This is a genomic window from Streptomyces sp. LS1784, assembly GCF_020103755.1.
Lineage (GTDB): Bacteria > Actinomycetota > Actinomycetes > Streptomycetales > Streptomycetaceae > Kitasatospora.
On record NZ_JAHSQD010001255.1, the window covers coordinates 1 to 624 of the forward strand.

The following is a 624-nucleotide window of genomic DNA, read 5'->3' on the forward strand; positions in this document are numbered from 1 at the left end:
GGCGGGCTCCCTCCTCGACCGGGCCCGCGCCGGCCGCCGGCGGCTCGGCGAAGCGCCCCCCGAGCGACGCGTCGAAGCCCTCCGGGTCGCGCGCGGCCAGCACCGTCCAGTCGTCGGTCCAGGCCAGGTGGGCGATCTGGTGCGCCACCGTCCAGCCCTCGGCGGGCGTCGGACGGGCCCAGCCCTCGGGCGGCAGCCCGGCGACCAGGTCGTCCAGCACCGCGCTCTCGGCCCGCAGGTCGGCCAGCAGCCCGCCCAGGACGTCGCCCGGGGCGTTCGGGTCGGTCATTGCTTCCCCTTCCGGTCAAGGCAGTTGCCGGCGGGCGGTTGCTACCCGCCGGTAGCGCACGGCCGCACCTTACGTCCGGCCGCCCGCCGGCGTCCGCGACTCCACGAAACACGCATGTCAGGACTCTCGCCACCGGCTCCACCGCGTGTGACAATTCCGCGATGACCAGGGCTGCGGACCCCGACTTTGCGCAACCCGTCGACGGCGCTGCGCAACCCGACGACCCCGAACTCGCCGCGCGCGCCGCCGAGCTGGTGCGGGGCGCCGTGCTCGGCGACCTCGCCCGCCGGGTGGTGGCCGAGTGCGGCGCCGACGTCGGCCTGGTCGGCGTGCCC

Annotated in this window: 1 protein-coding gene; it reads right to left on the reverse strand. The window is 76.9% G+C overall.

What is annotated here, in order from left to right; genetic code table 11:
- On the reverse strand, positions 1 to 289 hold a 289-nt coding region (locus KS423_RS46840; RefSeq protein WP_224285699.1), incomplete at its 3' end, for a maleylpyruvate isomerase family mycothiol-dependent enzyme.
- Positions 290 to 624 lie beyond the last annotated feature (335 nt).